Origin of the sequence: Sphingomonas astaxanthinifaciens DSM 22298 (assembly GCF_000711715.1) — a bacterium.
In the GTDB taxonomy this organism is placed as follows: Bacteria; Pseudomonadota; Alphaproteobacteria; order Sphingomonadales; family Sphingomonadaceae; genus Sphingomicrobium; species Sphingomicrobium astaxanthinifaciens_A.
Genome location: NZ_JONN01000001.1, coordinates 455,466 through 481,113, shown reverse-complemented (window position 1 = coordinate 481,113; position 25,648 = coordinate 455,466). Strand labels below are relative to the sequence as shown.

The following is a 25,648-nucleotide window of genomic DNA, read 5'->3' as shown; positions in this document are numbered from 1 at the left end:
CCTTCTCGGCGGGGTCGCTGTGACGGCCTTGGCGATGCTTCTCACCTTGCTTTGCCTGGCAGTCTGGAACGCTGTCTCTTCGTCAAGCAATGACACCAACGATGCGGTGCTAGACGCCCGCGCAGCCAGTGGCGGATAGAAGGGGACTACCGTTACCTCGCGCCCTTTCTGTGAACCTGATCCACCGGAATGGGTGGACAGTAGACCTTGAACGGGTCCAAAGAAATTCAGCTATGTGTGATCGGGTGAGCCCGACCTGCTTCCTGCATTATCGTCTGCCAGTCTCGGTCGCATTGTCCATTCTGGCCGCGAGCGTGACTGCCTGCTCGCATACGTCGTCGGAGAGTGAAGCGGCTACGGCTCAGAAGGCGTCCGTCCGATTGTATACCGATGGCTACCCCGTCCCCGTCACATTCTCGGTAGGCCACTTTGCAATTTTCAAGAACTGCTTGGTCTTCAAGCCAGACAGGGAGGAAAGGTCTTATTCGCCGGTGTTTCCACCCGGAACGAACTTGGCCTCGACTAGCTCACGTTCCGGGATCTTGGTGAAGGGGCGATGGGTGGCATTGGGCAAGCGGGTGATCTTCGGGGGAGCGGTAGGGCAGTATCGAAGAGCGGCTCCGGCACCAGGATGCCCAGCTGAACAGATCATTGTCGGTGATATTGTAGATCGCTTGCCAGCCGCTCCACTGTCGGCACCCCCTCCTCCAAGGGTGAAATGGGGAAGTACGAGGGTTAGGTCCGCCTGGGTTTAAAGCGAATTATAGTCGTTCGCTGAACGAACGACGATTTTTCCGTACTCGGTCGATTGGTCTCGACGACCGGAATGGGCGCCAAGGAGACCTACCCGAGGCTTTAGCGATCGTCGGAGCGCGGTTGGGAGCCTTCATCCCCATAGGACCCAACTGCTCGTTCTGTCAGCAACTTCGCGATGTCCATTCCCATGGCAGCAGCGAGTTTCTCGAGATTGTCGATTGCTATGTTCCGTTCGCAGCGTTCGACTCCGCCAAGATAGTTCCGATGAATGCCGGCACTGGCTGCCAAGTCCTCTTGGCTGATTCCCCTTGCAGCTCGGAACGCGCGCAAGTTTGACGCCAGCGTTCGTCGAGCGCGCCCTGATCCCTCAACACTCACAAACGGGGGTTCGTCGAGTACCTCGTCGATGGTCTACACACTATGAGTGTTATTTCGCCTCATTGTACACTATAGGTGTGAACTTGGAGTGAGTCGAAAGGGGGTCTGGCTTGTGGGACTGTTCCGAGTCTTTCTGACTGGCTCATCTGAACCTATCGACGTCGCTTTGGAAGCGAAGGATATCTTCAGCTTAGAACTGCTTCTTAGAAACACGCGCTTCATACTGGCCCAACACACTGAAACGAGTGATGACGGCGTCCAGCGACGATTACTCATACCCGTCAGTCGCATCCAGCTGGTCGTCGAGATGTAAGATGCCAGATGCACCGCTCAGATCGCTGTGCCGAGCGGCTTTAATGAGCGCAGCTAAGAAGTTCGTAACCTTCCTCCGCCAGTGCTCCCTCATTGGTCGGCTTACCTCGACCAGCCTACATTTTGGACGGACGCTGTTCTCGCCGGAGCAGCATTGTTTCTGCTCCCTTGGCGAGTTTGATGATGAGTAAGTACGACCCCACGGCTCCAATAACCATCAGCCCCGAGCCTGTGCGCAAGGTCATCAAGCGTAGCGGGCGCGCCGACAGCTCGTTTTTCAGCCGCAAGATGAAGAAATGGATTCCCGCTGAGTCGGCCGGAGAACGGGCCTTCATCCGCCTCGCCGAACTCGATCCAAGCATCACCGAGATCTACGCGCAGCCGATCAAGCTGCTTCATCGCAGTCGGCACGGAGCGCAGGTAGCATACCCGGACTTCGCCATCATGATCGACGGCGAATGGGAGTTCCATGAGGTTAAGGACGCAAACGACTACGCCGACCCATTCACGAAGGAGAAGTTGTTCTGGGTCGGCACGGAGCTACGCAGTAAGGGCTACGCCTATAGCGTCACGTTGAGTGAGTGCATCAAGCCACTGGCGTTCTCTGAGCCCGTCGAGGACCTCCTGCGGCGCTTGGCGACGGAGGTTCCGGCCGCTGCTCGGATGACGGTGCTTCGTCTCGGCCAGCAGGGGCCTCTAACAGTCCGCTCCTTCCTTAAAGAAGCGCCAAGCCTCAAATTCTATCACGTCGAGGCCATGATTGCTCATGGCGACCTGTGGGCAGACGTCCGAATTCCACTACATCTGGACTCGGCGGTATACCCGCCTGGCTGCGGTCGCTTCGAGCGGCTCATCCCCTTCACTCCACCCGTCCGCCCGATCGACTTGCCGAGGTGGGTGGCATGACCAGGCTTGCGATCGTCGCAACGCACCGGCTCAAGCATCGAGGGAGCGACTTCCGATTCGTCCAGCGCAGGGGCGACAGCCTGGACTGGACATGCGACATCACTCGCGAACATCTCGCGTTGTCGGACGATCAGCTATCCGAGCTAATTAGCTCAGGAGAAGCTCGACTATACATTCCGCATCGCGAGAATCGGGCAGCAAAGCGGCCGGCCGAGCCGGTCGCCGACCTTTCCGTTATCCCCGAAGAAGAGGTCACGGCGGCCCGCAGGAGGTTCTCTTACGTCAAGGCCCTGCACGATGAGGGACTTGCCTATCGCGGACAAGAGAAGTCTGTCGATGCCTGCATCGTGGCGACAGCGCAGCTGCTGAAAGATGGCGAGCCTCCATCTCGCCGTTCGGTGTCTCGCTGGGTCACCAAAGCTGGCTTCCCGCCTTCGATCACAAAGCTGGTGACGCAGAACCACAAGAAGGGCCGTCGAGATGATCGGCTTTCCCACGAAGAACGGCGTCTCCTCGAAATGGCGATCGACGAGCATTACCTCCAGCGACCGCCGATCAGCATCAAGGAACTCACCTCCCGCATACGCCATGAGGTTAATCTCAGGAATGATGAGCGCATTCCAGATGACCGCCTGCGCCACATCGAAGAGAAAGCCATCACCCTTGCGATCTCCCGTCGTGACCCAGCAGTCGTTGAGGCAGCTCGGTACGGACACACCAGGGCGAACCGCAAATACGACCGGGTGGATAAGCAGAAGGAGCCCAGAGCACCTCTTGACCTGATTGAGCTCGATCACACCCTTGGCGATATCTTCGTGTTGCTTCCAGACGGCACAGCCTGCCGCCCAACCATCGGAACGGCGATCGACCGCTGCACACGCATGCCTTGGGGCATTCACATCGGATTCGATCCGCCTAGTGTTCACACGCTCGGTCAGATCATTCGGAACGGCATTCTTCCGAAAACCTACGTCCGCAAGAAGGTCGAGGCTGGGGAATGGGCCGATATCGAGAATGATTGGACCGCTTACGGACGCCCAAAAGCCATCCGCCTTGACCGAGCACTCGAAAACATCTCGGACCAGTGCGATATCATCGCTCAGTCTGTCGGCATTCTGGAAGTCGAACGCTGTGAAGGTCGTCGTCCGCAGCAGAAGGGCGCCGTAGAGCGCTTCATTGGAAGCCTCAATCGCAAGTTATTGCACCAACAACGCGGCACCACCTTCAGCAACATAGTAGCGAAAGGCGATTAAGACCCGAAGAAGAACGCGCTCGTCACGTTCCCCGACCTACTATGGATGGTCCATAAGTGGCTGATCGACGTGTACGCCCGCGATGGGCACGGGGGACGCCGGCGTGTCCCATCGAAATTGTGGGACGATCTTACGCTACGCTACCCGGTAGAGCCCCTCTCTAGCGTCCATGAGCTGGACTGCATCTTCGGGAGATCTGAGACTGCCACCCTCACCCGCCAGGGCGTCAGGTTCAAGTACATCCAGTACACATCTGACGAGCTGGTGGACCTTCTCAGAGAGCCAGCGTTTTTGAAGTCTCTGCCGGGTCCGAGACAAGTCACCTTCCGGTTCGACGCCGGCGACCTATCAGAGATCAAGGTGTACCTGCCTCACGTCGACCGATACCTAACGGTCCCCTGTGGAGCCTACTGGCGCGACGATGTAGCCGGTGTGTCGGTCTGGGAGCACCAGGCTGCAATCGATTACACCAATCACGTCCTCAAGATGGAGGTCGACCGCGACGCCCTTGCCCGCGCTCGAACAGCCTTGTTCGAACACAACGGATTATCGTTCGGGCCACGCAGCGAGGGCATTGGTCGGTACGCGCTCGCTGGGGAGAGCACCGAGACCGAACCTAAACGCCGCCCCCGCCGGTCCCCTGCTCCCTCAAGCCACGAGCAAACCCCAACCAACGTAGTTGCACTGGACCCAGGCCGAGCCAGACAACGCAAGCGGACGGTGACGCCAATAGCCGCGCCGCGAACACGTCTGATCCGTGGCGTCATCGAGATGGAGGATTGAGTGCCTGCTCGAACAGGTTGGTCGAACACCGCGCCAAGCGAGAGGCGCATGATCATCAACAGCGCCTTCGCCATGCGGCCGCAATTCACCGAGATCTGGCAGACGTTCGATGAACTTCGTGCAGACTTCCGTGAGGGTGCACCAGCCACTTGCATGATGATCATCGGCGAGACTGGCGTCGGGAAGTCGACCGTTGTCGGTGAGTATGCCAGGGCGAACCTGCCCATCAGGAATGAAAGCGAGCACAGCTTCGACACGAAGACGCCCGTGTTGTTGGTTAGCCTCAAAGGCATGAGCCAGCGCCTGAGCGCGGCACAAACCATCCTGAAAAAGCTTCAGCGGCTGCCCACAGTTGCCGGCAAGCTGTCGCCCGTCACCGATCGCATTGAAGCGCAGATGAAGAGGCAGGACGTAGAGCTGCTCATCTTGGACGAGTTCCAGCACTTAGCCGAGACCGGGGCTGAAAAGACGAAGAGCCAAACCGCCGACTGGATCAAGGGGTTGGCCAAGGAGACCCGGGTTCCGATCGTTCTCGTGGGCATGCCCAGCCTGGCCGACGTAATCACATCGAATGCGCAGCTGGCGTCCATTACGCCCATTCGGCGCGCGCTCGCCGAATTCCGCTATGACAATGAGCGACGTCGCAATGCTTTCCGCTCATTTCTAACCGAGCTGGACGCACTATTCCCCTTCGACCAACAGGCAGGTCTGGGTGAGGACTGGCTGGCCGAGAAGATGTTTCTTGCTAGCGGCGGCAACCCCCGACTGCTCTGCACATTACTGAGGTGGGCCGCCAAAACCGCGATTGAAGCCGGAAGTCGCCGCATACTCGAGAAACACCTTGAAGCCGCCTACGACAAGTTTGGCGGCCTGAGCGGCCTCGTTGATGAAAACCCTTTCACCCGGTCCACGCTGTTGAAGCAGGCCAGCTGATGAAGAGCGATCACTCGCTGACCATCACCGATCCCTGGCCCTTCGTTCCCAAGCCCGTCCCCGGCGAGCATGTCATGGGCTACGTTCGTCGGCTCTGTGAAGTCAACGACATGGGCTCGTTGAGATCCTTCTGGCTCTCGACAGGACTTACAAACCTCAGCCCTTGGAGTGCAGATTCCTTCTGGCGCCAGCTGCAGGGCGTGACTGGGCTGCCTGAAGATCTCATCCGTCGCCTTCGCAGCCCCCGTACAAAGAGCCATAGTGCCGTTGTTGACCTCGCGGGCAATCACATCCGCAAAAACTTTCTTGTGTCTAAGAGAATGCGGCACTGTCCCTCCTGTCTGCAGGACGACAGGATCATACGGCCCTCATGGTCGATCTATCATGTAACGGCTTGCGCCAGACACGCTGTGCGGCTGCGCGACTTATGTGCTGAGTGCGAAGCACCACTGCCCCTTCACTCGCGAACCATGGTTTGGGGCTGCACCAAGTGTGGGGCTGACGCGCGCTTCGCAACTCCGGAGCCAGCTAGCACGGACGAGATCGCTTTCGCCCACGAAGTAGAAAGCTATTTCGATAGTGCTTTGAACTCAGGCCTAACCCACCCGGCTCTCCAATTCCTCTCGCTCAATCAGCTCGTCACGACTGTCAACCGATTCGGTACCCTGACCGCCGCCACAAAAGATATCGACCAACCGACTGATTGTGATCGGGCGCGATACGGGCTCGGCAACGTCGACCAAACTGATGGAGTTGCCGCGGCCCGCAAAATCTGCGGTCCGGGCTTCTCAGTCCTGCAAAACTGGCCGAACGCTTTTCATGACCTGCTTGCGTCATTCGTCGATCGCAATCCCGCCCCGGTCCAACACAACCTTCTTCGCCGACGGTTTTCTACCGAATACGGGTTGTTGGCCATCAAGCCGATCAAAGATCATGATGGCTCGTACGTGAAGGCGGTTGATCAGGAGTTTAAGATCTTCTGCCTAGAACACCTAGATTATCGGCGGGGACAGCGTTGGCATCGCTACGAAAAGCGTGCGGCGTCAGACATTCATGCAAGCGAAGACACAGCCCGTGTGGCCCCCGTCGCGAAGAAGCGCCGGCACCAATCGACCCACAGCAAGATCACCAAAAATGCTGCTTCGGCACTGTCGGTCGAATGTGCCATGCTATTGCTGGAGGGCGACGCTGCAAGCCCTCCCGAACCCTGGTTTGAATCTAAACTTCTGTCGGAACGAAGGCGTCGAATAGGGGTGGACCGTGGCGAAGTTGATAGTCTGGTAACTCGCCTAGCTGCTCTTGTGGTGCCAACTACACCGGAGTTACCGATCCGTATCAGCGACATGCCACGCCTTCGTCGGCCATACGAACGTTGGCGGTTCCTAGAAGATATCTTCTCGGGGCTGCTGCCTGTCTACAAGATGGATGTTGGGGTCCGCCTTGGCGAACTCTACGTCGACAAGGACGAACTTGCCGAGCGGCAAGCATTTCACCGCCTCAACAAGCTGCTCCGCACACGGAAGTTCGTCCAGCTCCATCATGTAAACGAACATTTTGAGACACTTTGGGGACCGATGGCGTCGATGCCGGTTATTGAAGCCAGACAATGGGTTGCTCGGGGCGTCCTGCGTTATCGTTACGATGCCCCAATGTATGGCAGACGATCCTTCCCTCGCTACTTCTTTGACCTGGAAGACCTCATCCGCCTTACACAGAGGATCTTCCAACCGATCTACTTCGACCTACCTCCGACGTTACCAGCGCCGGCCCCAGCACACACCTAACCCGGGGGCATTCGGTAGGTCTTCAATGTCGTCGAACAGCGCAGCGCCCTAGAGGCAGAAACCGCTTGCTGGCGCCCCTCTCATTTCCTACTATTCGGAAATGAGAGGGGGCTTTGACACACTTCGCTTGACCGGCGAGGCGCTCTACGGCGAACGCTGGCAGCGCCCGCTCTCGAGAGATCTGGGCGTATCCGACAGAATGGTCCGCTACTGGTCGGCAGGGGACCATCCCAAGCCGTCGGACCTCAATACTAAATTGGCGGCGCTCCTACGAGCGCGAGAGGGTCAGCTTCAACAGGTCATCGGTCTGATTAAGCAATTAGAGAACGAGGAAAGTTGATGTTGCAGCGTGCCAAGGATGCCAGCCTGACGGACTTCATCTGGAAGAACGCCGATGATCTCTGGGGTGACTTCAAGCACACGGACTTCGGCAAGGTCATCCTGCCGTTCACGCTGCTGCGCCGGCTCGAATGCGTTCTGGAGCCGACGCGTGACCAGGTTCAGTCGACGTATACGTCGATGGCGAACCAAGGCATCGACCTAGACGTCGTGCTCCGCCAGGTGACCGGCTACCCTTTCTACAACACGTCGAACTACACTCTCGCTACCCTCGGCGGCAGCCGCACCCGGCAGAACCTCGAAGACTACATCGCGAACTTCAGCGATAACGCTCGCGTCATCTTCGAGCAGTTCGACTTCGCAAACACGATTGCCCGCATGGAGAAGCAGGGCGTCCTCTACAAGATTTGCCAGAACTTCGCCGGCTTCGATCTGCATCCGGACGCGGTGCCCGAGCGGGTGATGAGCAACATCTACGAGCACCTGATCCGGCGCTTCGGCGCCGAGGTGAACGAAGCGGCCGAGGACTTCATGACGCCCCGTGACGTCGTGCATCTCGCCATCGAGCTACTGCTGGACCCGGACGACGAAATGTTCGTCAACACACCTGGCCTGATCCGCACCCTCTATGACCCGACCTGCGGAACCGGCGGCTTCCTCTCTGACGGCATGGAGCACGTCCAGAACCTGCGCGATCGCTACAGCATCGCCCCGACAGTGGTGCCGTACGGCCAGGAGCTCGAGCCCGAGACCCACGCAGTGTGTCTCGCAGGCATGCTGCTAAAGACGTTGACGTCGGATCCTGGGCGCGACCTCTCGAAGAATATCAAGCTCGGCAGCACCCTTTCCAATGACCAGTGGGATGGCGAGCGCTTCCACTACTGCATCTCCAACCCACCCTTCGGAAAGAAGTGGGAGAAGGATCAGGCAGCGGTTGTCAGTGAGCACTCGGAGAAGAAGTTCGAGGGCCGGTTCGGTCCTAAACTGCCCCGGGTCAGCGACGGCTCGATGCTGTTTCTTCTGCACCTCATCAGCAAGTTCGAGACGCCCGAGAACGGTGGCGGTCGCGCTGCAATCGTCCTGTCTGGCTCTCCGCTGTTCAACGGCAACGCCGGCCAAGGCGAGTCAGAGATCCGGCGCTACCTGCTCGAGAACGACTTCGTCGATGCAATCATCGCCCTGCCGACGGAGATCTTCTTCCGGACGGGGATCGGAACCTACATCTGGCTTTTGTCCAACCGGAAGCCGGAGGCTCGTAGAGGGAAGGTTCAGCTCCTCAACGCGACCGACCTCTGCACGCCCATGCGCAAGGCGGAAGGCAACAAGCGCCGGGAGATCAGCGCTGACCAGATGCGCCAGATCGTCGGGGCCTACGCCGCCTACGAGTCGACGAAGTCCAGTCGCATTTTCGACTACCAGGAGTTTGGCTACCGGCGGGTGAAGGTGCTTCGGCCGCTGCGCATGAAGATCGTCATCAACGAACAAGGCTTCAGCAAGCTCGCCGATGACCGCGCATGGGGCAAGCTCACCAGTGACCAGCAGGAAGCCTGGAAGGGTGTCCTGCTCCAGCACGCGGGTGAAGAGCACGAGTACAGCTGGGTAGAGGCCTTGGCCAAGGCTGCGGCCCGCCAGAATGCGGCGCTCGGTAAGGCTTCTAAGCCTCTGACCAAGGCCTTCGTGACCGCCTTTGGCGTACGCGACCCTGATGCCGATCCGGTGCAGGATGAGAACGGGGTGATCGTTACTGACGACCAGCTGACCGACTTCGAGAACGTGCCGCTTGGCACCGAGATCGACGACTATATGGCTGCTGAGGTCCTACCCCATGCACCGGACGCTTTCGTGGACCAGAGCTTCCGCGATGAGCAGGACGGAAAGGTTGGGGTTGTCGGCTACGAGATCAACTTCAATCGCTACTTCTACGAATATCAGCCCCCGCGCAGCCTGCATGACATCGATGCAGACCTAAAGGCCGTCGAGGCAGAGATCGCTGGCATGCTGGCGGAGGTGACCGAATGAGCGGCCGCGACTTCCTGCAAGACTTCGTTGGGAGCTCCCTTTGGTCCGTCGCCCCTGCGAAATACCGCTTTCGGTGCGTCAAGGACCTGAACACCGGGATGAAGGAACGTCATCGCCTCGCACTTACCATGGGCGGTGTAATCGACCGTTCGCTCGAAGACGTGGAGGGCCTGCAATCCTCCGATTACTCGACCTACCAGATTTTTGAACCGGGTGACTTGGCTTTCAAGCTTATCGACCTTCAGAACATCAAGACCAGCCGCGTCGGCCTAGTTCCCCGACGGGGCATCATGAGCCCGGCTTACATTCGGCTGCGGCCCGTCTCTGAGTCCGTCTTCAGCCCCTTCTACTACTGGTATTTCTACGCCGCCTACCGAGGAAACATCTTCAACGGGCTGGGCGGCGGCATCCGTCAGAATCTGAGCCAGAATGAGCTGCTGGAATTTCCCGTTCCCAATATCAGCTTCGACGACCAGCAAGACATCTCAAACTACTTGGATCGCGAGGTGGCTCAGATTGATCGACTGACCCGCCATAAGCAGCGCTTCATTGACCTTCTCCAAGAGAAGCTAAGCGCGGAGATCATCAAGGCCGTGGAGCCCAGAGAGGCTTGGACGTCAGTGCCGTTCTGGGCGCTCGCATCAACCAAGTGCGTCACGGGCTTGGCGCACGAGGGCTTGCTGTCGGTTTACCTCGATCGCGGGGTGATCCCCTACTCGGAAGGCGGCGGTTTGGTTCACAAACCGGCTGAGAGCCTCGACAAGTACCAACTCGTTGAAGCCGGCAATTTCGTCTTGAACAATCAGCAGGCTTGGCGCGGTTCGGTAGGGGTTTCCTCGCACCGAGGAATCGTCAGTCCGGCGTATTTCGTTTTCGAGCTAAATCAAACGTTGATCGAGCCTGAGTTCGCCAACTTCGCATTCCGTAGTCGCCCGTACGTCGAGCGCTTCATGCTTGCGTCGCTCAGCGTAGGCGATATTCAGCGGCAGATTAAATGGCACCTTCTTCGTCGCATCATGGTGTCCCTGCCGTCACTCGATCAACAGCGTGCGATCGCCGCCCGTCTTAAGCGACTAGAAGCTCGAATTAGTTCGCTGGTCTCTAGGACCGAGCGCAGCATCGAACTTCTGAAGGAACACCGCACAGCCCTCATCACCGCCGCCGTGACCGGCAAGATCGACGTCAGGAATGCCGCATGAGCGAGCTGCATCACGAGAAGCATCTCGAAGCCTACATCGTCCAGAAGCTCAAGGAGCAAGGATGGGTAGTCGGCGAGACCAGCGGCTACGACAAGGACTACGCCCTCTACCCCGAGGACCTCGTTGCCTGGTTGCAGAAGACCCAGCCGGCGAAGTGGGAGAAGCTCATCGCCATGAACGGCGACAAGGCCACGAGGGTCCTCATGGACCGCCTGGAGAAGGCTCTCGAGAAGCAGGGCACCATCAACGTTCTGCGTCGGGGCTTCTCGATTGCGGGCTGCGGTGAGATCCAGGTCAGCGAAGCGGCCCCCGAGGACGAGCGCAACAAGGACGTTCTGCACCGCTATGCGTCGAACCGGCTGCGTGTCGTGCCCCAGCTCCGCTACCACCCCAGCAAGGAGTATGCGATCGACCTCGGCCTGTTTCTGAACGGAATTCCTGTCGCCACGGTGGAGATCAAGACCGACTTCACCCAGTCGTGTGAGGCTGCGCGAGAGCAGTACAAGCAGGACCGCCTCCCCGTTGACCCGCAGACCAAGCGCAAAGAGCCGCTGCTGACCTTCAAGCGCGGCGCCGTGGTCCACTTCGCTATGTCGGACAGCGAGATCTGGATGGCAACCAAGCTCGCCGGCGAGAACACCTACTTCCTGCCCTTCAACAAGGGCCGGGATGGTCACGCCGGCAACAAGCCACGTGAGGATGGCGAATACCCCGTCGCTTACTTCTGGGAAGAGATCTGCCAGCGCGACGCCTGGCTGCGCATCTTCCACAGCTTCGTGTATGTCGAGAAGAAGGACGTCGTCGACCTCAAGGGCAACTGGTCAAAGAAGGAAACGCTCATTTTCCCGCGCTTCCACCAGTGGTCTGCGGTGAACCAGATGATCACCGACGCGGCCGCAAATGGCCCTGGCCAAGCCTACCTCTGCGAGCACAGCGCTGGATCAGGGAAGACGTCGACCATCGCGTGGACCGCGCATGACCTGATCAAGCTGCGCAAGGACGATGGAACCCCCATCTTCAACGCGGCGATAGTCGTCACCGACCGCACGGTCCTTGACGCCCAACTGCAGGACGCGATCCAGCAGATCGAGCATCAGACCGGTCTGATTGCAGCCATCGATCGGGAAAAGTCCTCGAAGTCGAAGAGCCAGCAGCTCACCGACGCGCTGCTGAAGGGCGTACCGATCATCATCGTCACGATCCAGACCTTCCCCTACGCGATGGAGGCGATCCTCACCGAGCAGTCCCTGAAGGACCGCAACTTCGCCGTGATTATCGACGAGGCCCACGCTTCTCAGACCGGCACGACCGCGTCGAAGCTCCAGGCAACTCTGGCCCTCACCTCCAAGAAGGGCATGGAGCAGATGACGGTCGAAGAACTGCTCACCGAGATCCAGCACTCGCGCGCTCGGCCTAAGAATATCTCTCAGTTCGCCTTCACCGCCACGCCGAAGCACTCCACGATGATGCTGTTCGGGCGGCCCAAGGACCTGACCAAGCCTGCCTCAGACGACAACAGGCCGGAGTCCTTCCACCGCTACCCCATGCGCCAGGCGATCGAGGAGAAGTTCATTCTCGATGTCCTCAAGGGGTACGTCCCTTACAAGACCGCCTTCAACCTTGGGAAGGAGATGGTCGACACCAAGCGCGTCGACGGCAAGGCAGCGAAGCGGGCCCTGGCCAAATGGATGACGCTCCATTCTACGAACGTGACCCAGAAGGTCCAGTTCATCATGGAGCACTTCGCCAAGAACGTTGCTCACCTACTCGACGGCAAGGCTAAGGCTATGGTCGTGACGAGCTCGCGAGCGGCCGCCGTCCGCTACAAGAAGGCGTTCGATGCCTTCATCGAGGATCATCCCCAGTACAAGGACATCCATGCCCTCGTGGCATTCTCCGGTCAGCTGACCGGCAAGGAGGTTATGCACTTCGACGACGAGCAGCTGAAGGGCGATACATTCGTGGTCGATGAGGACGCCGTCTTCACCGAGGACACAATGAACCCCGGCGCCAAGGGTCAGGACCTCCGCATCGCCTTTGACCGGCCTGAGTATCGGGTGATGCTCGTGGCCAACAAGTTTCAGACAGGCTTCGACCAGCCCAAGCTCGTAGCCATGTACGTCGACAAGAAGATCGCCAACGACGTCGAGATCGTCCAGACGCTGTCGCGCCTGAATCGCACGTTCCCTGGCAAGGACCAGACCTTCGTCATCGACTTCGTGAACGACCCTGAGGTCGTTCGTCGGGCTTTCGCACGCTACGACGCCGGCGCGCAGATCGATGATGTTCAGGACCTAAACGTCGTCTACGAGATGAAGGATCGACTGGACGAGGCCGGGATCTACAGGGGTGTCGATCTCGACGCCTTCAAGGCAGCGCGCTTCAAGACAGCTAGCGAAATCGCGGCGAGCAAGGAGCCGCAGCACAAGGAGCTATTCGCTGCCACGCAGGCCCCTACCGACCTTTACAACGGCAAGCTGAAAGCCTTCCGGCAGGAAGCCGAAGCTGCCGAGGCTGCCTACCAGAAGGCAAAGGAAGCCGGGAACGAAGACGGCATGAAGGCTGCCGACCACCGCCGCGCAGAGGCCGACAGGCTCATCGGCGTGCTGAAGGAGTTCAAAGCCGGCCTTGAGCGTTTCAGTCGCACATATGCCTACATCGCTCAGCTTATCGAGCTGAACGACCCTGATCTCGAGAACTACGCGGCGTTCTCCAAGCTGCTGGCGAAGCGCCTGGATGGCGTGACCCCGGAGACTATCGACCTCAATGGGTTAGCGCTCACCGGATATGACATCAAGGATCGTGAGGACGTCAGCGGCCCCCCGGCTGGAGATGACGGCGAAGACCTCGTTCTCAAGCCCCTAGGAGCCGGCAGCTCACCTATGCCCGGCAGCAAGCCAGTCTACCTTCTGGAGCTCATACAGCGTCTCAACAGCCTGTTCGGAGAAGCGGCCCCGCTTGCTGACCAGGCCCACTTTGTGAACCAGATCGCTTCCATCGCCCAAGAGAACCAGGTGGTCATGGCGCAGGTGGATCAGAGCGAGAAGCAACTCGCCATGAAGGGCAATCTGCCCGGTGCCGTTCAGAGCGCTGTCGTGCGTGCCATGACCTCGAACAATTCGCTCGCGACAATCCTGCTCAAAGGGGACCGTCAGGCGATGGGGATCCTCACCAACATCGTCTACGACATTCTCAAATCCGGCGAGAAGCTTGATGTCGATACACTTGCGGACGCCTGACCGGTCGTCAGAGCCTTGCTCGATGTTCCGTGGGGCACGTACCTGTGGTATGTTCTTTCCATGACGCGCCAGACCCTTTTTGATGCGATCAGCGACAGAAACTTTGGTCGTTTTCTGAGCATCCTTGATGCGGGCGCCAAGAGATCGACCGCCCGAGCAGCCCGGCACACAACTGTTCAGAAAATGGCTGCCGAGGTGCTTGGTGGGAACGAAGAAGCCAACAATTGGATTCAAGAGCCGGCCATAGCGCTTAACCAGCAGCGACCAGTGGACCTTCTCAATTCGGACGAGGGCGCTAAGCTCGTCCTCGAGCTCCTAGAGGTTATTGAGCACGGCGTTTACACCTGATCACCCCGGGTTAGGTATCTCGCGAATGCTGGTCTACGATTGATTCGGAGAGGCCTTGATGACCATGACAAGGGCTTGCGCCTGATCCCTCGGGCTTAAGGCTACGGGCGATCCGTGGTATGGATCCACGCATGAGCAGGAACGACATTTTCAAGGCTGTCGAATCAGGCGATGCACACATCGTCGCTGCCGTGGTCGACCCGGTGTTCAAGCAAGCTGCTCGGGAAGCATCTAGGCGGGCGCACGGGTCGGGCCTAACGGTCTACGATGGCCGCGCGTCCGACATCCGGGACGTCTTTGGAATGCTCGAAAGAGACGGTCAGCAGCCTCTCTCAATCGAAGAAATCAACGATGCGATCGAGGGTGGATGGGCCGGCAAGACATCGGATAAGCCGCCCGGCTCTGACGCATAGATACGCGGGATGACAGCTTATGGGGTGTCGCGATGACATACCCCAACCGCAACGGTCCAGTTAACCACCTGAAATTCGGCCAGCTAGAAGACAACTTATGGGCTGCGTTACAAACAACCAGCCTCGTCGCCCCGGGCTAGACCCGGGGTCCCGCGATCCGGGCATTTTCCAGCGCGCCTCAGAGACTGGCTGGACTTGAGCCCGCAACCATTGCGTTTTCAGGAATGAAGAAGCGGGACCCCGGGTCTAGCCCGGGGCGACGGATTTGCTCGAGATGCGCGGACTCTTCAGCCGCCCCCTTACTTGTGACGGCTGTTGTCGGCGGTCTTGATAAGCTTGGTTGCGGCGGCGGTCTGTTGGGCGACGAGCCGGGCACGGACTTGCGTGCGGCAGGTGCGGGCGAGGCGCTGGCCTTCGAGGTCGGTGTTGGAGACGGCGCACAATTCCTCCACCCTGTCCTGGATGGCGGCAGGCGAGGAAACGGGGGCGCCGGCGATGAAGGCGGCACCAAGCAGGGTCACGAGATTGATCATGTCATCCTCCGTATGTCCGGGATGGGGATGACGCCGGCGTCTGGACCCTATGTAGCGCTTGGCCCGGCCAGGCTGCAGCATTGTTGTCGGCGACCGGTTCGTCATTTCTGGAGTGCCCGCCGCGTGACGAACGGTTCGTCATTTTTGCATAACCGTGCGGGCCGGTCTTGGGATATGAAGGCGGCATGACCCGCGATCCCGAATGGAGCGACTGGCGCGTATTCCTGGCCGTCGCGCGCCATGGCAGCACGCTCGCCGCCGCCCGCGTCCTCCACGTCAGCCAGTCGACCGCCGCGCGGCGGGTGACCGCGCTCGAGGAGGCGCTGGGGGTCAAGTTGTTCGAGCGGCGCGCGCTCGGCTACCGGCTGACCGAGGCCGGGCACGATCTCATGGCCACCGCCGAGGAGGTCGAGAAGGCCGCGCTCGCCGCCGAGGCCCGCGCCCGGGCCCATGGCCGGAGCGTCGGTGGCACGGTCCGGATCACCACCGAACAGGTGTTCGCCGTCAGCCTGGTCGCGCCGTGGCTGCGCGACCTCCACGAACTTCATCCCGAGATCGGGATCGAGCTCGACAGTGCCAAGGAGCTTCGCGACCTCGGCGCCGGGGAGGCCGACGTCGCGCTGCGCAGCACCGGCAAGCCGCAGCCCGAAGGCGTGGTCGGGCGGGCCCTGCTGCGCGACGACTGGACGCTCTATTGCAGCCGCGATTATGCCGCGACCCACGGGGTCCCGGCCAGTCGCGAGGACCTCCTGCGCCACAATATCGTCGGCGGCGGCGGCGGCGGCCTGTGGCGCGTCTATCTCGCCTGGCTCGAGGAACTCGGCCTCTCGCAGCAGGTGTCGATCCGCTACGACAGCATCAACGGGCTGATGAGCGCCGTGAAGAGCGCGATTGGAATCGCGATCCTGCCCTGCGTCATCGCCGATGCCGACCCCGACCTCATCCGCTGCCTGCCCCCGCGGACCGATCATCGCCGCCAGCTGTGGCTGCTCACCCACGAACGGGTGCGGCGGACCCCGGCGGTGAGGATCGTGGTCGATTATCTCTACGAGCGACTGAGCGCGCATGTCCGCGCGGTCGAGCGGCGGCGCGAAGAACTCGGGCTGGCCGAGCGGGTGGCCGCCTGAGCCGTTTGTCGGCGCGGCCGCGCGGGGTTAGGCTGAGGCCATGAAAGCCCTCCGCGCCATCATCCGCCGCACCGGCGGCCCCGAGGTCATCGAATGGGAGGAGGTCGGGCTTGCCGCGCCCGGACCGGGCCAGGTGCTGATGGCCAATGAGGCGATCGGCATCAATTTCATCGACACCTATCACCGCAGCGGGGTCTATCCGGTCGAGCTGCCGAGCCCGCTCGGCATGGAAGCGGCTGGGCGGGTGCTCGCGGCGGGCCCCGGCGTGGCGCTGAAGGAAGGCGACCGGGTCGCGACCTTCGGGCCCGAGCGCGGCGCTTATTCGACCGCGCGGCTTGTCGAGGCCAGCAACCTCCTGCCGGTGCCCGAGGACGTGCCGAGCGAGCTTGCCGCCGCCGCGCTGCTCAAGGGCTGCACCGCCGAATTCCTGGTCGAGCGCTGCGCCGAGGTGAAACCGGGGATGGACGTGCTGGTCCATGCCGCGGCGGGCGGGGTCGGGCTGATCCTCGTCCAGTGGCTGAAGGCGGTCGGTGCAAGGGTCATCGGCACCGTCTCGACCGAGGCGAAGGCGCGGCTGGCGAGTGAGGCCGGGGCCGACGCCATCATCCGCTACGACCATGAGGAGGTCGCGCCCAGGGTCCGCGAATTGACCGGCGGCAAGGGCTGCGCGGTGGTGTTCGACGGGGTCGGCCGCGACACCTGGGAGGCGAGCCTCGATTCGGCGGCCAAGCGCGGCAAGATCGTCAGCTACGGCAACGCCTCGGCGCCGGTCACCGGGATCAACCTCGGCGTGCTGGCGCAGAAGGGCTCGCTGTGGAGCACCCGTCCGACGCTGTTCGATTATTATGCGGCGCCGGCCGAGCGCGAGGCCGGGGTCGCGCGGCTGTGGGAGATGATCCGCGCGGGCAAGGTCAAGGTGACGATCGGCGGCCGCCATCCGCTGACCGGGGCGGCCGAGGTTCACCGCCTGCTCGAGGCGCGCCAGACCACGGGGTCGCAGCTGCTGGTTCCTTAGGCGACCTCGCGATAACCCGCACTTGCCCTGCCGCCGCTTTCGTGGCCGAATGCTGACGTCATGTTGCTCGTGCTCGATACCGCTACGCCCGCCTGCACCGCCGCCCTGCTGGACGAGGACGGAACCCTCGTCTGGCATTTCCACGAGGTGATGAACCGTGGTCATGCCGAGCGGCTGATGCCGCTGCTCGACGCGATGCTGGACGGCCGCCGCGCGACGTCGGTGCTGGTCGGCTGCGGGCCGGGCAGCTTCACGGGGCTGCGGGTCGGAATCGCCGCGGCGCACGGGCTCGCGCTCGGCTGGGGCGCCTCGCTGTCGGGCATGTCGACGCTCGCCCTCCTCGCCGCCTCGGTGCCCGGGGACGACCCGGTCGGAGTCGCCCTCACCGGCGGGCATGGCGAATTGTTCGTCCAGCAGTTTTCGCGCGCGCCCTTCGCGGCGATGGGACCGGTCGCAAGCCTCGTCCCGGCCGAGGCGGCGCGGAAGATCGACGCGCAGACGGTCGCGGGCTCGGGCGCGGCGGCGCTGGTCGCGGCGCGTGGGGCTGGCGAGGCGCTCGACATCCTGCCCGATGCCGCCGCGGCGCTGCGCCTGCCGCAAGCCCTTCGCACCCTTGCTCCCAAGCCGATCTACGCCCGCGCGCCCGACGCCAAGCCCAAGGCCGCATGAGCCGCGCCGCACCCCTGTCGCCGACGATCGAGCGGGCTGGCGGGGACGACCTCGACGACGTGATGGAGATCATGGCCGCCGCCTTCGACCCGCGCTTCGGCGAGGCCTGGACGCGCGCGCAATGCGCCGGGATCCTGCCGATGATGGGGGTCTCGCTGCTGCTCGCCCGGATCGGCGGCGAGGCGGTCGGCTTCAGCCTGATGCGCCGCGCGGCGGACGAAGCCGAGCTGCTGTTGATCGCGGTCCGCCCCGAAGCGAGCGGGCGCGGGGTCGGGGGGATGCTGGTCGACCGCTTCATCGCCGACCAGCAGGCCGCGGGCGCGCATCACCTCCACCTCGAAGTGCGCGACGGCAATCCGGCGGTGGGCCTTTATTCGTCGCACGGTTTCGCGGTCGCCGGGCGTCGGCACAAATATTATCGCGGAACAGATGGTGAGTTGTTCGACGCGCTGACCATGGTCCACAAGGTCTGACAAAGTTGCCCCAGATTAAGATCAAATAACAGAATTTGCATCTTCAATCATAACTCTGATAACGACCCCACGGGGCTGCTCGGTGCGCCTTCCTTCCGCGTCCTTTCTCCATCAGGGTTCCAACATGAACGATAGCGATCAAAGTGCCGAAACACTGATCACGCTGACGGCCGACATCGTCGCCGCCCATGTCAGCAACAACAGCGTTGCCGTGAACGACCTGCCGCAACTCATCCAGAACGTGCATGGCGCGCTGGCGGGGCTCAGCGGCAGCGTGGCGGCGCCCGAAGCCAAGCCCGAACCCAAGGTTCCGATCCGTTCTTCGGTGAAGCCCGACTATCTCGTCTGCCTCGAGGACGGCAAGAAGCTGAAGATGCTCAAGCGGCATCTCATGACCCATTACAACATGACCCCGGACCAGTATCGCCAGAAGTGGGGCCTTAACGCCGACTATCCGATGGTCGCGCCCAACTATGCCGAACAGCGCCGGACACTCGCCAAGTCGATCGGGCTTGGCACCAAGCGCAAGCGCGTCGGACGGCCGGCGAAGTAATTCGCCGCTCTCCGCTCGTGCCGGGCGAAGTCGAGGCGACTGCCCCTCGACTTCGCCCGGGGCGAACGGCGAACGGGGCCTAGACGGGTCCCCTCGCCTCCCCTAATCGAACCCCATGCACCGCACGATCGACATCGAAGCCCTGTGCGCCGAAAAGGGGCTGCGGATCACCGAGCAGCGGCGGACCATCGCCCGGATCATCGGCGAATCCGAGGATCATCCCGACGTCGAGACGCTGCACGAACGCGCCAGCGCGATCGATCCCAACATCTCGATCGCGACCGTCTACCGGACCGTCCGCCTGTTCGAAGAGGCCGGGATTCTCGAGCGGCACGAGTTCGGCAACGGCCGCTCGCGCTACGAGGCGGTGTCGGACGAGCATCACGACCATCTGATCGACGTCGAGACCGGCAATGTGGTCGAGTTCCACGACGAAGAGCTCGAGGACCTCAAGCGCCGCGTCGCCGAGCGCCTCGGCTTCCGGCTCGTCGACCACCGGCTGGAGCTGTACGGCGTCCCGCTTGGCCGCGACCGCTAGATCGTCTTCCCGCTTCCGCGCCGCCGGCCGGCTCCTCGCCATGGCCGGGTGGCTCGCATTTTGCGCCGCCGTCCATCTCCTCGTCCGCCCCTTCGGGCCCTCGCCCTGGCCGCGGCGGCTGCTGCGCGGGATCGGCTGGCTGGCGGGGGCGCGGGTCCGCGCCGTCGGGCCGAAGCCCGGCCGCCAGACGCTGATCGTCGCCAATCACGTCAGCTGGCTCGACATTCCGATGCTGGCCGGGGCGACCGACTGCGCCTTCGTCGCCAAGGATGGATTGAAGGGCCATCCGGTGATGCGCTGGCTGTGCGAGCAGAACGGCACCGTCTTCGTCGATCGCGAGCGCAAGGCGAGCGTCGGCGACCAGCTTGGCGAGATGGAGCGCGCGCTGGCCAGCCCCAAGCCATTGACCCTCTTTCCCGAGGGGACGGTCAGCGACGGCGGAACGCTGCTCCCCTTCCGCTCGAGCCTGCTCAAGCTGGCCGAGGAGCCGCCGCTGCCGCTCATCGTCCAGCCGGTCGCGATCGATTATCATGGGCTGGGTCCCGAGTTCGGCTGGCCCGCGGGCGAGACCGGCCAGGCCAATTTCATCCGGCTGCTCGGCCGCAAGGGAACGGTGGACGTGACCCTCCACTTCCTCGCTCCGCTCGAGCCCGGCCGGAACCGCAAGGCGCTGGCGCGCGAAAGCCATGACGCCATCGCCGCCGCGCTCGCGCCTAGCGGTGTCGCACCGGCAGGCGTATAGGCGCGCCGACCATGACCAAGACCTTCCAGATCAAGTCCTTCGGCTGCCAGATGAACGTCTATGACGGCGAGCGCATGGCCGAGCTGCTGAGCGCCGAGGGGATGACCCCGGCGGCGGCCGGCGCCGAAGCCGACGTGGTCGTGCTCAACACCTGCCACATCCGCGAGAAGGCGGCCGAAAAGGCCTATTCCGAGGTCGGCCGGCTGACCCGCGAGGACGGCTCGAAGCCGGTGATCGCGCTCGCCGGCTGCGTCGCGCAGGCCGAGGGCGAGGAAGCGCGCCGCCGCTCGAAGGCGATCGACCTGGTGGTCGGGCCGCAGGCCTATCACCGCCTTCCCGCCATGCTGCGCGAGGTCGAGAGCGGCGCGCGCCCGGTCGACACCGACCTTCCTTCGCTCGACAAGTTCGCCGCCCTCCCCCGTCGCCGCCGGGCGGGCGTCAGCGCCTTCCTCTCGGTCCAGGAAGGGTGCGATAAATTCTGCACTTATTGCGTGGTGCCCTACACCCGCGGGGCCGAGGTCAGCCGGCCCATGGCCGACCTCCTCGAGGAGGCCGCGCAATTGGTCGAGGGCGGCACCCGCGAACTCACCCTGCTCGGCCAGAACGTCAATGCGTGGGAAGACGGGAGCGCCGACTTCGCGAGCCTGATCCACCGGATCGCCGACCTCGAGGGGCTGGAGCGGATTCGCTACACGACCAGCCACCCGATCAATATGGGCGAGGCCCTGATCGAAGCGCACCGCGATTGCGCGAAGCTCATGCCCTACCTCCACCTGCCGGTGCAGGCGGGGAGCGACCGGATCCTCAAGGCGATGAACCGCCACCACACCGCCGAGGACTACCTCCGCGTGCTCGACAAGGTCCGAGCGGCGCGGCCCGATATCGCCATCTCGGGCGACTTCATCGTCGGGTTTCCGGGCGAGACCGAGGAGGATTTCGCGGCGACGCTCGGGATCGTGCGGCAGGTCGGCTACGCCAGCGCCTTCACTTTCAAATATAGCGCGCGGCCCGGAACCCCGGCGGCGACCATGGACGGACAGGTCCCCGAGGCGGTCAAGGACGAACGGCTCCAGCGGCTCCAGGCCCTGGTCGCCGAGCAGAGCCGCGCCTTCAACGCCTCCAAGGTTGGCGAAACGACACGAATCCTGATCGACCGGGTCGGCCGCAAGCCCGGGCAGATGATCGGCAAGTCGCCCTGGCTCCAGTCGGTGTTCGTCGAGACCGAAGCCGGGATCGGCGACATGGTCGAGGTGCGACTGACGGGGGCGCTGCCCAACAGCCTGTCGGGTGAACTCGTCACCAAGGAGCAACAACAGGCCGCGTGACTCTTCGCCCAAGCGCATTACATTCGGGAACGATGACGCACCCCATGGCTTGCACCGCCTAGATGCCCAAGCGCCCTGACCTCCGCGCGGTGGACGATCCCACCCGCTCCCGCCTCGAGATCGAGTTCGAGCAGCCCTATCTGCTTGGCCCGCTGTTCGGTGACTATGACCGCCACCTGGTCGCGATCGAGGATCGCCTGGGGGTCAACATCGCCGCGCGCGGCAATCGCGTGCAGATCGAGGGCGAGCCCGACAGCTGCGCCCGCGCCCGCGAGGTGCTGGTCGATCTCTACAGCCGGCTCGATGCCGGGCAGGACGTCGACCTCGCCGTGGTCGAGAGCGTGATCGGCATGGGCGCCCAGCGCCAGCTCGACGGGATCATGCCCGATGCCGAGGCGCCGGCGAGCAATCCCAACCGGGTGATGATCCGGACGCGCAAGAAGACGATCGTCCCGCGCTCGACCATCCAGACCCAGTATGTGGAGGCGCTGGCCCGCGACGACATGATCTTCGCGCTGGGCCCCGCGGGCACCGGCAAGACCTATCTCGCGGTGGCGCAGGCGGTCAGCATGCTGATCGGCGGGCAGGTCGACCGGCTGATCCTGTCGCGCCCCGCGGTCGAGGCGGGCGAGCGGCTGGGCTTCCTGCCCGGCGACATGAAGGAGAAGGTCGATCCCTATCTCCGCCCCTTGTACGACGCACTCTACGACATGCTTCCGACCGAACAGGTCGAGCGGCGGATCGCGAGCGGCGAGATCGAGATCGCGCCGATCGCCTTCATGCGCGGCCGCACGCTCTCCGACGCCTTCATCATCCTCGACGAGGCGCAGAACACCACGCCGCAGCAGATGAAGATGTTCCTCACCCGCTTCGGCATGCGCAGCCGGATGGTGATCTGCGGCGACCCCAACCAGACCGACCTTCCGCGCGGGGTCGAGAGCGGCCTTGCCGATGCCGTGACCAAGCTCGAGGGCATTCCGCGCCTCGCGATGGTCCGCTTCGGCGCCGCCGACGTCGTCCGCCACCCGCTCGTCGGGCGGATCGTCGAGGCCTATGAAGGGCCGGCCGCATGACCCTCGACCTGATGCTCGACGCCGACGACGAGTGGGACAGTAGCACCGACTGGGCGCGGCTGGCCGAGGCCGCGGCCCGGGCCGCCATCGCCGAAAGCGCCTGGCCGCAGCTTGCCGATGGCGAGCGGGCAGTCGAATTGTCGGTGGTGCTGGCCAGCGACGCCGAAGTGCGCGAGTTGAACTCCACCTGGCGCGGCAAGGACAAGCCGACCAACGTCCTGTCCTTCCCGCAGGCCGAGGCCGATGACCTCGATGGCGCCGGTGCCCCCGGCCCCGAACTGATGCTGGGCGACATCGTGCTCGCCCATGAGACCTGCACGCGCGAAGCCGAGGAGAAGGCGCTGAGCCTCGAACACCATGCCGCGCACCTGATGGTGCACGGGACATTGCACCTGCTGGGCTACGATCACCTCGAGGACGGAACGGCGGAAGACATGGAGGCGCGCGAGACGCGGGCGCTGGCCCGGCTCGGCATCGGCAATCCCTATGAGGTCGCCGCCTGATGGCCTCGCAACCCGACAGTGGTTCGCGCCTGTGGCGCGGCCTTCGCAGCCTGATGTTCGGCGAGGACAGCGAGCCGACGCTGCGCGACCAGATCGAGGAGGCGATCGACGACGCCGAGGACGATCAGCCCAAAAAGGGCGATTTGAGCCCACTCGAGCGGCAGATGCTCAAGAATTTGCTGCATTTCGGCGACCGGACGGCGGGCGAGATCTGCGTCACCCGCGGCGAGATCATCTGCGCGCCCCGCACCAGCAGCCTCGAGGAACTGGCCCGGATCTTCGCCGAGGCGGGGCACAGCCGCCTGCCGCTGACCGGCGAGAGCCTCGACGAGATCGTCGGCATGGTTCACATCAAGGACGTCTTCAACGCTTACTTCGACGCGACTGAGCGCAAGAGCGTCGAGGAGATCATCCGCACGCCCTTATTCGTGCCCGAGAGCATGGGCGTCCTCGATCTCCTCGCCCGGATGCGCGCCGACCGGGTCCACCTGGCGGTCGTGATCGACGAATTCGGTGGGACCGAGGGCCTCGTGACCATCGAGGACGTGGTCGAGGAGATCGTCGGCGACATCGCGGACGAGCATGACGAGGAGGAGCAGCCCCTGCTCTCCCGGCTCGACGACGGGCTGTGGGAAGCCGATGCCCGGCTCGAGCTAGAGGACCTCGCCGAAGCGGTCGATGCCCGGCTGGTGGCCGAGGACGACGAGGTCGATACGCTGGGCGGGCTCGCCTTCCTGCTCGCCGGCCGGATCCTCGAGCCCGGTGAGAGCGTCGCGCATCCGAGCGGCTGGCGGCTGGAATCGATCGAGGCCGACGAGCGCAAGATGCATCGCCTCCGGCTCCACGCGCCCGAGGGCGTTGAGACCGAAGAAGCCTGAGCCGCTTGCCCGCGCGTCTCCTGAATTCGCGGCTGCAGCTGCCGACCTCCTTTGCGCTGGGCCTCGTCTCGGCCTGCGCCTTCCAGCCGCTCGGGCTGTGGCCACTGATGCTGGTCGCCTTCGCCGGCCTCAGCTTCCTGTTGTCTAAAGCGGCGGGGCTTCGGCGGGCGCTGGGGATCGGCTGGTGCTTCGGGGTCGGTCAGTTCGTCCTCGGATTGAACTGGATCGCGACCAGCTTCACCTACCAGGCGGCAATGCCGGCGTGGCTCGGCTGGCTCGCGGTAGTGCTGCTGAGCCTGTATCTCGCCGTCTATCCGATGATCGCGGCGGGCCTTGCCTGGCGGTTCGGGCAAAGGACGCCTTCGGCGCTGGTGCTCGCGCTGGCCGGAGCCTGGGCCCTGACCGAGTGGCTTCGGGCGACCATGTTCACCGGCTTCGCCTGGAACCCGGTCGGAGTGATCCTGGTCGACACCTGGTGGCGGGGCGCGGCCAAGACGCTCGGTACCTACGGATTTTCGATCCTCACGGTAGCGATGGGCGGCGGCTTATGGCTCCTCGCGACCAAGCGCTTGCGCGAAGCGGCCTACCCCCTGGGCCTTCCCCTGGTCATCGTCTTGGCGGCGGCCGGATCTTATGCCCGGCCTGCTGGCGAGACTGGCAAGCCGATCCGGGTTGTCCAGCCCAATATCGGGCAGGAAGACAAGTGGCGGCCGGGGCTCGACGAGGAGGCGTTCCAGAAGCTCGCCGGCCTGTCTCGCGCCGGGGGTCCCCCGCGCCTCCTGATGTGGCCCGAGGTGGCAATCCCCGTTCCCTTCCAGGCGGTGCCCGACGACAAAAGGATGCTGCCGGTCACGCTGCCGCCTGCGGTGCGTGCGGCGAGCCTCATTCGGCCGGGCGACCTGCTGCTGACCGGGGCCTTTGCGCTGATGGTCGACAATCAGGGGCGGATCACCGGCGACACCAACAGCGTGATGCCGATCGATGCCGAGGGCCGGATCCTCGGCCGCTACGACAAGGCGCATCTGGTGCCTTATGGCGAGTATCTGCCGATGCGGCCGCTGCTGAGCGCGATCGGCCTGTCGCAGCTCGCGCCCGGGACCGGCGACACGCTGTCGGGGCCGGGCCCGCGCACGCTGGACCTTGGCAACTGGGGCCGGATGGGCGTCCAGATCTGCTACGAGATCATCTTCTCTGGGCAAGTGGTCGACCGCGCCCACCGGCCCGACTTCCTGTTCAATCCCTCGAACGACGCTTGGTTCGGGCGCTGGGGCCCGCCGCAGCATCTCGCCCAGGCCCGCCTTCGCGCGGCCGAGGAAGGGGTTCCGATCATCCGCTCGACTCCGACCGGGATCAGCGCGGTGATCGACAGCGAGGGCCGGCTGCTGGCCTCGATTCCGTGGCGGACCGCGGGAGTGATCGACGCCCAATTGCCCGCGCCGGGCAAGCCGACATTCTTCAGCCGGCACGGCAATGTCGTGCCGCTCAGCCTCGCCTTCCTGCTGCTTCTAATCGCGGTTGGCATCGACGGCCGTGCCCGCTACAGGGCCCGCATATAAA

Annotated in this window: 24 protein-coding genes; 22 read left to right on the top strand and 2 right to left on the bottom strand. The window is 63.1% G+C overall.

Annotated elements, in window-relative coordinates:
* Positions 1 to 855 precede the first annotated feature (855 nt).
* Positions 856 to 1,134 (bottom strand): helix-turn-helix domain-containing protein, encoded by a 279-nt coding sequence (locus BS69_RS13890; RefSeq protein ID WP_084184221.1) that lies wholly within the window; start codon positions 1,132 to 1,134, stop codon positions 856 to 858.
* Between the two features lie 492 nt (positions 1,135 to 1,626).
* Between BS69_RS13890 and BS69_RS0102405 the strand changes: the two genes are divergently transcribed.
* The 10 genes from BS69_RS0102405 (at position 1,627) to BS69_RS0102355 (ending at position 14,662) form a co-directional block, all read left to right on the top strand.
* On the top strand, positions 1,627 to 2,352 hold the full coding sequence (locus tag BS69_RS0102405; protein WP_029940393.1) for a PDDEXK family nuclease: 726 nt from the start codon (positions 1,627 to 1,629) through the stop codon (positions 2,350 to 2,352).
* On the top strand, positions 2,349 to 3,605 hold the full coding sequence (locus tag BS69_RS0102400; protein WP_156956832.1) for a DDE-type integrase/transposase/recombinase: 1,257 nt from the start codon (positions 2,349 to 2,351) through the stop codon (positions 3,603 to 3,605). Before BS69_RS0102405 ends, BS69_RS0102400 begins: the two co-directional genes overlap by 4 nt.
* A gap of 45 nt (positions 3,606 to 3,650) precedes the next feature.
* On the top strand, positions 3,651 to 4,388 hold the full coding sequence (locus tag BS69_RS0102395) for a Mu transposase C-terminal domain-containing protein (RefSeq protein ID WP_029940391.1): 738 nt from the start codon (positions 3,651 to 3,653) through the stop codon (positions 4,386 to 4,388).
* A gap of 48 nt (positions 4,389 to 4,436) precedes the next feature.
* Positions 4,437 to 5,321 carry a TniB family NTP-binding protein gene (locus BS69_RS0102390; protein ID WP_029940390.1) on the top strand — a complete coding sequence of 295 codons (885 nt, stop codon included), beginning with the start codon at positions 4,437 to 4,439 and terminating at the stop codon, positions 5,319 to 5,321.
* Positions 5,321 to 7,105: a TniQ family protein gene (locus BS69_RS13885; protein ID WP_084184220.1), complete on the top strand. Its 1,785-nt coding sequence runs from the start codon at positions 5,321 to 5,323 to the stop codon at positions 7,103 to 7,105. The genes BS69_RS0102390 and BS69_RS13885 overlap by 1 nt, the downstream gene beginning before the upstream one ends.
* Positions 7,106 to 7,444: 339 nt before the next feature.
* Positions 7,445 to 9,463: a type I restriction-modification system subunit M gene (locus BS69_RS0102375; RefSeq protein ID WP_029940389.1), complete on the top strand. Its 2,019-nt coding sequence runs from the start codon at positions 7,445 to 7,447 to the stop codon at positions 9,461 to 9,463.
* Positions 9,460 to 10,662 (top strand): restriction endonuclease subunit S domain-containing protein, encoded by a 1,203-nt coding sequence (locus tag BS69_RS14460; protein WP_029940388.1) that lies wholly within the window; start codon positions 9,460 to 9,462, stop codon positions 10,660 to 10,662. Before BS69_RS0102375 ends, BS69_RS14460 begins: the two co-directional genes overlap by 4 nt.
* Positions 10,659 to 13,901 carry a type I restriction endonuclease subunit R gene (locus BS69_RS0102365; RefSeq protein WP_029940387.1) on the top strand — a complete coding sequence of 1,081 codons (3,243 nt, stop codon included), beginning with the start codon at positions 10,659 to 10,661 and terminating at the stop codon, positions 13,899 to 13,901. Before BS69_RS14460 ends, BS69_RS0102365 begins: the two co-directional genes overlap by 4 nt.
* Before the next feature lie 60 nt (positions 13,902 to 13,961).
* Positions 13,962 to 14,249: an antitoxin Xre/MbcA/ParS toxin-binding domain-containing protein gene (locus tag BS69_RS0102360; RefSeq protein WP_051676469.1), complete on the top strand. Its 288-nt coding sequence runs from the start codon at positions 13,962 to 13,964 to the stop codon at positions 14,247 to 14,249.
* Positions 14,250 to 14,380: 131 nt separating this feature from the next.
* Positions 14,381 to 14,662: a hypothetical protein gene (locus BS69_RS0102355; RefSeq protein WP_029940385.1), complete on the top strand. Its 282-nt coding sequence runs from the start codon at positions 14,381 to 14,383 to the stop codon at positions 14,660 to 14,662.
* Between the two features lie 299 nt (positions 14,663 to 14,961).
* On the opposite strand, the gene BS69_RS0102350 is transcribed toward BS69_RS0102355, so the two are convergent.
* Positions 14,962 to 15,195, bottom strand: a complete 234-nt coding sequence (locus BS69_RS0102350; RefSeq protein ID WP_029940384.1) for a hypothetical protein — start codon at positions 15,193 to 15,195, stop codon at positions 14,962 to 14,964.
* Positions 15,196 to 15,380: 185 nt separating this feature from the next.
* On the opposite strand from BS69_RS0102350, the gene BS69_RS0102345 reads away from it, so the two are divergent.
* The 12 genes from BS69_RS0102345 (at position 15,381) to lnt (ending at position 25,647) form a co-directional block, all read left to right on the top strand.
* Positions 15,381 to 16,322 (top strand): LysR family transcriptional regulator, encoded by a 942-nt coding sequence (locus BS69_RS0102345; protein ID WP_084184499.1) that lies wholly within the window; start codon positions 15,381 to 15,383, stop codon positions 16,320 to 16,322.
* Positions 16,323 to 16,362: 40 nt separating this feature from the next.
* Positions 16,363 to 17,337: a quinone oxidoreductase family protein gene (locus tag BS69_RS0102340; protein WP_029940382.1), complete on the top strand. Its 975-nt coding sequence runs from the start codon at positions 16,363 to 16,365 to the stop codon at positions 17,335 to 17,337.
* A 60-nt stretch (positions 17,338 to 17,397) separates the two neighbouring features.
* Positions 17,398 to 18,006 carry a tRNA (adenosine(37)-N6)-threonylcarbamoyltransferase complex dimerization subunit type 1 TsaB gene (gene tsaB, locus BS69_RS0102335; RefSeq protein ID WP_029940381.1) on the top strand — a complete coding sequence of 203 codons (609 nt, stop codon included), beginning with the start codon at positions 17,398 to 17,400 and terminating at the stop codon, positions 18,004 to 18,006.
* Entirely contained in the window at positions 18,003 to 18,479 is a 477-nt protein-coding gene (rimI, locus tag BS69_RS0102330; RefSeq protein WP_029940380.1) for a ribosomal protein S18-alanine N-acetyltransferase, read from the top strand. The genes tsaB and rimI overlap by 4 nt, the downstream gene beginning before the upstream one ends.
* Positions 18,480 to 18,603: 124 nt before the next feature.
* Positions 18,604 to 19,032: a Ros/MucR family transcriptional regulator gene (locus BS69_RS0102325; protein WP_029940379.1), complete on the top strand. Its 429-nt coding sequence runs from the start codon at positions 18,604 to 18,606 to the stop codon at positions 19,030 to 19,032.
* A gap of 115 nt (positions 19,033 to 19,147) precedes the next feature.
* Positions 19,148 to 19,570: a Fur family transcriptional regulator gene (locus tag BS69_RS0102320; RefSeq protein ID WP_029940378.1), complete on the top strand. Its 423-nt coding sequence runs from the start codon at positions 19,148 to 19,150 to the stop codon at positions 19,568 to 19,570.
* Between the two features lie 40 nt (positions 19,571 to 19,610).
* Positions 19,611 to 20,312 carry a lysophospholipid acyltransferase family protein gene (locus tag BS69_RS0102315; protein ID WP_051676468.1) on the top strand — a complete coding sequence of 234 codons (702 nt, stop codon included), beginning with the start codon at positions 19,611 to 19,613 and terminating at the stop codon, positions 20,310 to 20,312.
* A gap of 11 nt (positions 20,313 to 20,323) precedes the next feature.
* Complete coding sequence (gene miaB / locus BS69_RS0102310) at positions 20,324 to 21,637, top strand: tRNA (N6-isopentenyl adenosine(37)-C2)-methylthiotransferase MiaB (protein ID WP_029940376.1); 1,314 nt, start codon at positions 20,324 to 20,326, stop codon at positions 21,635 to 21,637.
* Between the two features lie 62 nt (positions 21,638 to 21,699).
* Positions 21,700 to 22,710 carry a PhoH family protein gene (locus BS69_RS0102305; protein ID WP_029940375.1) on the top strand — a complete coding sequence of 337 codons (1,011 nt, stop codon included), beginning with the start codon at positions 21,700 to 21,702 and terminating at the stop codon, positions 22,708 to 22,710.
* Complete coding sequence (ybeY, locus tag BS69_RS0102300; protein WP_037504334.1) at positions 22,707 to 23,213, top strand: rRNA maturation RNase YbeY; 507 nt, start codon at positions 22,707 to 22,709, stop codon at positions 23,211 to 23,213. The genes BS69_RS0102305 and ybeY overlap by 4 nt, the downstream gene beginning before the upstream one ends.
* Positions 23,213 to 24,091, top strand: coding sequence for a hemolysin family protein (locus tag BS69_RS0102295; RefSeq protein WP_029940373.1), 879 nt, complete (start codon positions 23,213 to 23,215; stop codon positions 24,089 to 24,091). Before ybeY ends, BS69_RS0102295 begins: the two co-directional genes overlap by 1 nt.
* Before the next feature lie 5 nt (positions 24,092 to 24,096).
* Positions 24,097 to 25,647 (top strand): apolipoprotein N-acyltransferase, encoded by a 1,551-nt coding sequence (lnt, locus tag BS69_RS0102290; protein ID WP_245605092.1) that lies wholly within the window; start codon positions 24,097 to 24,099, stop codon positions 25,645 to 25,647.
* Position 25,648: the final 1 nt, after the last annotated feature.

Bases quoted from the DNA above. Each gene is read 5' to 3' on its own strand.
- BS69_RS0102365 (WP_029940387.1), top strand. From the start codon at position 10,659: ATGAGCGAGCTGCATCACGAGAAGCATCTCGAAGCCTACATCGTCCAG.
- BS69_RS0102355 (WP_029940385.1), top strand. From the start codon at position 14,381: ATGAGCAGGAACGACATTTTCAAGGCTGTCGAATCAGGCGATGCACAC.
- ybeY (WP_037504334.1), top strand. From the start codon at position 22,707: ATGACCCTCGACCTGATGCTCGACGCCGACGACGAGTGGGACAGTAGC.
- BS69_RS0102360 (WP_051676469.1), top strand. From the start codon at position 13,962: ATGACGCGCCAGACCCTTTTTGATGCGATCAGCGACAGAAACTTTGGT.
- BS69_RS0102325 (WP_029940379.1), top strand. From the start codon at position 18,604: ATGAACGATAGCGATCAAAGTGCCGAAACACTGATCACGCTGACGGCC.
- BS69_RS0102375 (WP_029940389.1), top strand. From the start codon at position 7,445: ATGTTGCAGCGTGCCAAGGATGCCAGCCTGACGGACTTCATCTGGAAG.
- BS69_RS0102295 (WP_029940373.1), top strand. From the start codon at position 23,213: ATGGCCTCGCAACCCGACAGTGGTTCGCGCCTGTGGCGCGGCCTTCGC.
- BS69_RS0102345 (WP_084184499.1), top strand. From the start codon at position 15,381: ATGACCCGCGATCCCGAATGGAGCGACTGGCGCGTATTCCTGGCCGTC.
- BS69_RS0102320 (WP_029940378.1), top strand. From the start codon at position 19,148: ATGCACCGCACGATCGACATCGAAGCCCTGTGCGCCGAAAAGGGGCTG.
- BS69_RS0102315 (WP_051676468.1), top strand. From the start codon at position 19,611: ATGGCCGGGTGGCTCGCATTTTGCGCCGCCGTCCATCTCCTCGTCCGC.
- BS69_RS0102340 (WP_029940382.1), top strand. From the start codon at position 16,363: ATGAAAGCCCTCCGCGCCATCATCCGCCGCACCGGCGGCCCCGAGGTC.
- BS69_RS14460 (WP_029940388.1), top strand. From the start codon at position 9,460: ATGAGCGGCCGCGACTTCCTGCAAGACTTCGTTGGGAGCTCCCTTTGG.
- BS69_RS0102395 (WP_029940391.1), top strand. From the start codon at position 3,651: ATGGTCCATAAGTGGCTGATCGACGTGTACGCCCGCGATGGGCACGGG.
- BS69_RS0102405 (WP_029940393.1), top strand. From the start codon at position 1,627: ATGATGAGTAAGTACGACCCCACGGCTCCAATAACCATCAGCCCCGAG.
- BS69_RS0102390 (WP_029940390.1), top strand. From the start codon at position 4,437: ATGATCATCAACAGCGCCTTCGCCATGCGGCCGCAATTCACCGAGATC.
- miaB (WP_029940376.1), top strand. From the start codon at position 20,324: ATGACCAAGACCTTCCAGATCAAGTCCTTCGGCTGCCAGATGAACGTC.
- BS69_RS13885 (WP_084184220.1), top strand. From the start codon at position 5,321: ATGAAGAGCGATCACTCGCTGACCATCACCGATCCCTGGCCCTTCGTT.
- BS69_RS0102400 (WP_156956832.1), top strand. From the start codon at position 2,349: ATGACCAGGCTTGCGATCGTCGCAACGCACCGGCTCAAGCATCGAGGG.
- BS69_RS0102350 (WP_029940384.1), bottom strand. From the start codon at position 15,195: ATGATCAATCTCGTGACCCTGCTTGGTGCCGCCTTCATCGCCGGCGCC.
- tsaB (WP_029940381.1), top strand. From the start codon at position 17,398: ATGTTGCTCGTGCTCGATACCGCTACGCCCGCCTGCACCGCCGCCCTG.
- rimI (WP_029940380.1), top strand. From the start codon at position 18,003: ATGAGCCGCGCCGCACCCCTGTCGCCGACGATCGAGCGGGCTGGCGGG.
- BS69_RS0102305 (WP_029940375.1), top strand. From the start codon at position 21,700: ATGCCCAAGCGCCCTGACCTCCGCGCGGTGGACGATCCCACCCGCTCC.